The organism is Frisingicoccus sp., assembly GCA_016298055.1.
Taxonomy (GTDB): Bacteria; Bacillota; Clostridia; order Lachnospirales; family Lachnospiraceae; genus Frisingicoccus.
The window spans coordinates 1-6,474 of the sequence record JAEDDO010000102.1; the positions used below are offsets into that span (position 1 = coordinate 1).

Annotated in this window: 6 protein-coding genes; all 6 read left to right on the top strand. The window is 41.6% G+C overall.

The window, feature by feature from the left end; translation table 11 throughout:
- Window positions 1–42 precede the first annotated feature (42 nt).
- The 6 genes from QZZ35_RS08190 to rplT all read left to right on the top strand — a co-directional run bounded on the left by QZZ35_RS08190 (window position 43) and on the right by rplT (window position 6,367).
- Window positions 43–2,130 carry an efflux RND transporter permease subunit gene (locus tag QZZ35_RS08190; RefSeq protein WP_291236958.1) on the top strand — a complete coding sequence of 696 codons (2,088 nt, stop codon included), beginning with the start codon at window positions 43–45 and terminating at the stop codon, window positions 2,128–2,130.
- Window positions 2,120–4,333, top strand: a complete 2,214-nt coding sequence (locus QZZ35_RS08195) for a hypothetical protein (RefSeq protein ID WP_291236959.1) — start codon at window positions 2,120–2,122, stop codon at window positions 4,331–4,333. Before QZZ35_RS08190 ends, QZZ35_RS08195 begins: the two co-directional genes overlap by 11 nt.
- 126 nt (window positions 4,334–4,459) lie before the next feature.
- Entirely contained in the window at window positions 4,460–5,038 is a 579-nt protein-coding gene (locus QZZ35_RS08200; protein WP_291236960.1) for a DJ-1/PfpI family protein, read from the top strand.
- 221 nt (window positions 5,039–5,259) lie between these two features.
- Window positions 5,260–5,757, top strand: coding sequence for a translation initiation factor IF-3 (gene infC, locus QZZ35_RS08205; RefSeq protein ID WP_291234162.1), 498 nt, complete (start codon window positions 5,260–5,262; stop codon window positions 5,755–5,757).
- A 31-nt stretch (window positions 5,758–5,788) separates the two neighbouring features.
- Complete coding sequence (gene rpmI, locus QZZ35_RS08210; RefSeq protein WP_291236961.1) at window positions 5,789–5,986, top strand: 50S ribosomal protein L35; 198 nt, start codon at window positions 5,789–5,791, stop codon at window positions 5,984–5,986.
- Between the two features lie 24 nt (window positions 5,987–6,010).
- The gene (gene rplT / locus QZZ35_RS08215) at window positions 6,011–6,367 is read left to right on the top strand and encodes a 50S ribosomal protein L20 (protein WP_291234148.1); all 357 of its coding nucleotides are present in this window, start codon (window positions 6,011–6,013) and stop codon (window positions 6,365–6,367) included.
- The last annotated feature ends 107 nt before the right edge of the window (window positions 6,368–6,474 follow it).

The window sequence follows — 6,474 nt, forward strand, 5'->3', positions numbered from 1 at the left end:
AAAAATGACCAATGGTCACAAAATAAAAAAGGAGGCTGAGTCATGGCGAAATTAAGGGAAAAAATTGTGAAATACCGGGTACTTGTTCTGATTTTCGGAATTTTACTTTTGATTCCATCGGCAATGGGTTATTTTAAAACAAAGGTAAATTACGATATTTTATATTATTTGCCGGGTGATATCGAGACGATGAAGGGTCAGGATATTTTGATGCAGGATTTTGGCAAAGGTGCATTTGCCATGGAGATTGTTGAAGGTATGTCTGTGAAAGACACGGCAGAAATAAAGAAAAAGATAGAAGGGGTTGACGGGGTTGAAGAAGTGATCTGGTATGATTCATTGATGGATTTGTCTGTACCTATGGAGATACTTCCGGATGAGCTGAAAGACATCTTTAATACGGACGATGCCACATTAATGGCAATATTCTTTAAGGATACCACGTCCGCGGACACAACAATGGAAGCTATCAGCCAGATCCGTGAAATTACAAAGGATCAGTGTTATCTCAGCGGTATGTCTGCTGTGGTGACGGATATTAAGAATTTATCCGATAAAGAGATGCCGATTTATGTGCTGGTCGCCGTTGTGCTGACATGCATTGTTTTGTCCATTTTTATGGATTGTTGGATTCTTCCGGTATTTTTTATGATCAGTATTGGTATGGCGGTTATTTACAATCTGGGAACGAATGTGTTTCTTGGAGAGATTTCCTACATTACAAAGGCGCTCAGCGCAGTACTTCAGCTCGGTGTAACTTTAGATTATTCGATTTTTTTATGGCATAGTTACAAAGAAAATCAAAAACTTTTTCCGGGGGATAAAGAAAAGGCGATGTCAGAGGCAATTTCGAATACCTTTTCATCTGTTGTCGGAAGTTCGGTGACAACGGTAGCCGGATTTATTGCACTTTGTTTTATGAGTTTTGCACTTGGAAAAGATTTGGGGATTGTCATGGCTAAAGGTGTTATTTTCGGCGTCATTTCCTGTGTGACGATCTTGCCTTCATTGATTCTTATTTTTGATAAAGTGATTGAGAAGACATCCCATCGCCCGCTTATACCGAAGATAACAAAACTGTCGGATTTTGTCATGAGACATTACAAAGTATGGATTTTTGTTTTTCTTGTCGGACTTGTGCCGGCTGTGTGCGGATACAGGAATACAGATGTGTACTACAATCTGGATGCAACCTTGCCGAAATACCTTGAGAGTATTCAGGCAAATGATAAGCTGTCGGATATGTTTGGAATGAATGCGACGCATATGGTCCTTATAAGAGCAGATCTTCCTTCAAAAGATGGGAAAGCGCTTTTAAAGGAAATGCAGGAAACTCAGGGCGTGCGTTTTGCTTTGGGCCTTGACAGTGTTCTCGGATCAGCAATTCCCCGGGAAATGATTCCTGATAAATTGACAGATACGTTAAAGAAGGAGAACTGGCAGCTCATTCTTGTTCAGTCCGAGTATAAAGTGGCGTCGGATGAAGTTAATGCCCAGTGCGAGACATTAAACAGAATGATTAAAACATACGATCCGGATGCCATGCTTATCGGTGAAGCTCCGTGTACAAAAGACTTGATACAGATTACAGATAAGGATTTTAAAGTTGTCAATGCAATTTCTATCGGAGCGGTATTTTTAATCATACTGTTTGTATTTAAATCGATTTCTATTCCGGTAATTTTAGTAGCAGTCATTGAGTTTGCCATTTTCATTAATTTGGGTATACCTTTTTATACGGGAACGCAGCTGCCATTTATTGCTTCGATCGTAATCGGAACGATACAGCTCGGCGCAACGGTTGACTATGCTATTTTAATGACGACCCGGTATAAAAAAGAACGGTGTAGCGGAAAAGAAAAGAAGGAAGCAATACGTATTGCACTTACATCATCTGTAACATCGATTATTGTCTCTGCACTCGGATTTTTTGCGGCAACTTTCGGCGTAGGACTGTACTCGGATATTGATATGATTTCGGCTCTTTGCACCCTGATGGGACGGGGCGCGATCATCAGCATGTTTGTTGTAATTTTTGTTTTATCGTCCATGCTTATGGTATTTGATAAAGTTATTTGTAAGACGACAAAAGATATGAAAAAACAGGGAGGTCATCATTATGAAAAATAGAGAATATCAGAAAATTGTGGCGGCGGCACTTACAGTTGCACTTGTTTTAGGAGGCAGCCAGCTGCCGGCGATTCCTGTATGGGCACAGGAAAATGTTCAGTCTGCGTCAGGAACAAAACAGCAGGCCACAGCACGAAAGGATGAAACGGTTTATGTAAAACTGGATGCTTCGGGGAATATCCGATCTGTAACAGTATCCGATCAGTTGAAAAATATTTCCGGATTGGAAAATATTAAAGATGTTTCAGAGCTTGAGAATATTGAAAATGTAAAAGGAGATGAAACTTTTAGCAGAAATCAACAGGGAATTGTCTGGGAAGGTGACGGTCAGGATATCGTTTATCAGGGAACTACGACAAAAGAATTACCGGTGGGTGTTCAGGTCACTTATATGCTGGACGGAAAGAAGGTGGAACCTTCAGAGCTTCAGGGAAAAAGCGGACATTTAGTTATACAGTACAATTATGAAAACAAGACCGGTGAAAATAATACTTCTTATACACCGTTTTTAATGGTGACAGGACTTATTTTAAATACGGAAAAGTTTTCAAATGTTACTGTAGAGAACGGAAAAATCATTTCGGACGGTGAGCGAAATCTGGCTATCGGCATGGGCATACCGAAGCTGAAAGATGAACTCTGTGTGGAGGATATAAATCTTCCGGATTATTTTACAATAGAAGCGGATGTTGTGGACTATGACGGGGTGGAAGGTATTACAGTGGCTACAAATGAAATCTTTAATTCGATGACTGAAAAGAAATTTGACAGTCTGGAAGATCTGGAAGAGTCAATGGATCAGCTTCAAAGTGCTGCCAATCAGCTGGTTGATGGTTCCGGACAGTTAAAAGAGGGATTGGATCAGCTCTTAAGTTCTTCAGGAACGTTGATTGATGGCATTTCCCAGCTGGTCGATGGCGGAGAGACACTTGAAAAGGGAACCGGAATCTTATCAAAAGGGGCCGAAGAACTTTCGAAGGGAAGCAAAGTTCTGGCAGATGGTACATCTGAGCTTGCATCCGGAGCAAAAGATTTAAATGCAGGGGCCAAAGCTGTTTCTCAGGGTGCAGTGAATGCCTATACAAGCACTTCAAATCAATTGCTTCCGGGAATACAGCAGTTGTACGACGGTGCAGCAGGTATGAAATCTCAGGTGGAAAGCGGAATTGGAGCATTGTCCGGAGGCGCAGGAGAATTAAAGGGCGGTATTGAGGCCGCAGCAGCGGGAGCAGCCAGTTTAGATGCGGGGATAAGCAGCGTAGCAGCGGGAGCGGATGAGCTGAAAAACGGAATTTCCAATGCGGCTGCATCTTCTGAACAACTGGCATTAGGAATACAGTCGCTGGCAGACAGCCTTTCTTCAGCCGGTATCAGTAATGCAGAGCTGATTGGCGCAGTGGAAAGTCTGAGGACAGAAGAAAATTCACAGACCGTCGATGCAGTCATAGAAGCTTTGACATCTCAGGAGAGCAGCGTGAATGCAGCTTTTGCAGATGCCGCATCCGCAGCGGCCAACCTTGCCGGAGGAAGCAGTGAACTGGCAGGCGGGTTGAATAATGCAGCAGCAGGGGCAGAAAATCTGTCGGGAAGTCTTAATGGAGAAATAAAGACAGGATCTTCGGGACTGAACAATGCCTTAAACGGAAGTATCATAAACGGAGCGGCTCAGCTGGATGCCGGAGTATCCGGAATGGCCGAACAGTTAAACAATGGTACAACTCAGCTTGTCAGCGGAACAGGCGAACTTTTAGAGGGAACCAAAGTATTGACGGAAGGACTTGGCAATCTGGCCGGAGGTGCCGAACAGGTTTGTGACGGAAGTTATGTACTCAGCGAAAATCTTCAGTCTGCAGATGATGGAGCAAAAGCTCTGACTGAGGGAATGAAAGTACTTCTTGATGGAGCTTTTGATCTTCACAGCGGCGTAATGGTACTCAATTCGGGACTGAACACATTACAATCCGGTTCCGGTGCCCTTGTTGACGGTGTAAATCAGTTGGATCAGGGTGCGGGTGAACTGAATTCAGGTATGATCGAATTTAACCGGGAAGGTATCGAAAAACTGGTCAATGCTTTTGATGGTGATATCGAGAGTCTTTTAGACAATTTAAATGGCATTTTAGATGCATCAAAAGCTTACAATAATTTTTCCGGTATTTCAGATGATATGGATGGGGAAGTGAAATTTATCTTCCTTTCATAAACAGAAATCTGTCCCTGTTGTCTGTTTAAAATGTTGGAAAAATTTCGAAATTTATAGAAATTTTACTGGATATTTCTTGCGAAAGTGTTATAATTTAGTTAATAATAAATGCAGGAGGTTTTTTGTATGGCAAAGAAAATTTTAATGCTCGTTGGTGATTTTACAGAAGATTATGAAACAATGGTACCATTTCAGGCATTGTCCGTGTTAGGATATCAGGTAGATGCCGTATGTCCGGATAAAAAAGCCGGTGATGTTGTTCGCACAGCAGTTCATGACTTTTTAGGTGATCAGACATATTCAGAAAAACCGGGACATAATTTTGCTCTGAATGCAGACTTTGATGCAGTGAATACAGCAGATTACGCAGGCCTTTTTATTACAGGCGGCCGTGCTCCGGAATACATCCGTCTGAATGCAAGAGTAATCGAGATCGTTCAGGAATTCTTTAAAGACAACAAACCTGTTGCAGCTATCTGCCATGGTCCTCAGGTTCTCACAGCAGCAGGCGTACTTAAAGGATATAAAGCAACCGCATATCCTGCAGTTGGTCCGGACATCACTCTGGCAGGCGGAACATACGTTGAAGTAGATGTTGATAAGGCCGTTGTTGACGGCAATCTTGTAACAGCTCCGGCATGGCCTGGCGATACAGCAATCGTTGCAGAATTCGCTAAACTTCTCGGCGCAAAAATTGAAATTTAAAAGTTTGAAAAGTGCTTGACATAGCGGTGAAAGTGTAGTATTCTACATAAAGTGTTTAGAACACGATAAGAAAGCAGAGTACTCACTCTCACCTTAGCATTTGGAATGACTCGGGTTTATATTCAGAATGATTGGCACAATTGTGTCTCAATGAATGGTGAGTAGTATGCTGCTCACCATTTTTTTATTTGAATATGGAGGTGTCAATTATTAGCGATTTAATGATTAACGAGCAGATTCGCGACAAGGAAGTACGTCTGATCAGTGCAGAAGGCGAACAGTTAGGGGTTATGTCCGCTAAGGATGCCATGAAGTTAGCAAGAGAAGCTAATCTGGACTTAGTAAAGATTGCCCCGCAGGCAAAACCACCGGTATGTAAGATTATTGATTACGGTAAGTATCGTTATGAGATGGCTCGTAAAGAAAAGGAAGCAAGAAAGAAACAGAAAGTTATTGACGTTAAGGAGATTCGTTTATCACCGAACATCGATGTGAATGACTTAAATACCAAGATGAACCATGCACGTAAGTTCCTTCAGGGCGGCAATCGTGTGAAGGTTTCTGTACGTTTCCGTGGACGTGAGCTGGCACATACCGCATCAGGAAAGGTGATTTTGGATGGATTTGCTGAAAAGTTATCAGATGTTGCAGTAATTGATAAACCAGCTAAGTTGGAAGGAAAGAGCATGGTCATGTTCTTATCAGAAAAACGCAATTAATCATATGTAGATATTAAGGAGGATACAAACTATGCCAAAGATCAAAACAAGCAGAGCAGCAGCAAAGCGTTTCAAAAAGACAGGTACTGGTAAATTAAAAAGAATGAAAGCTTACAAGAGCCACATTCTGACAAAGAAATCTACAAAGACAAAGAGAAATCTTAGAAAAGCAGCCATGACAGATGCAACAAATGCAAAAGTTATGAAGAAGATTTTACCTTACCTGTAATAGAATGAAACGGAGGATATAATAATGGCAAGAGTTAAAGGTGGATTAAACGCTAGAAAAAAACATAATAGAACTTTAAAGCTGGCTAAAGGTTACAGAGGTGCCAGATCCAAACAGTATAGAGTAGCAAAACAGTCTGTAATGAGAGCATTAACAAGTTCCTTCGCAGGCAGAAAAGAAAGAAAACGTCAGTTCAGACAGCTTTGGATCGCAAGAATCAATGCTGCAGCAAGAATGAACGGTCTTTCCTACAGCAAATTAATGCACGGTTTAAAAGTTGCTGGTGTTGACGTAAACCGTAAGATGCTTTCCGAAATGGCTATCAGCGATGCTGCCGGATTCACAGCTTTATGTGAAGTAGCTAAAGCAAACTTAGCTTAATAAAGATGAATAATAAGATGTCCTGAATATTCGGGGCATCTTTTCTTTTTTACATCGGAGAAAGGACAGAACAGAAATATGGGTACGATCATTAATACAGCGGCCAT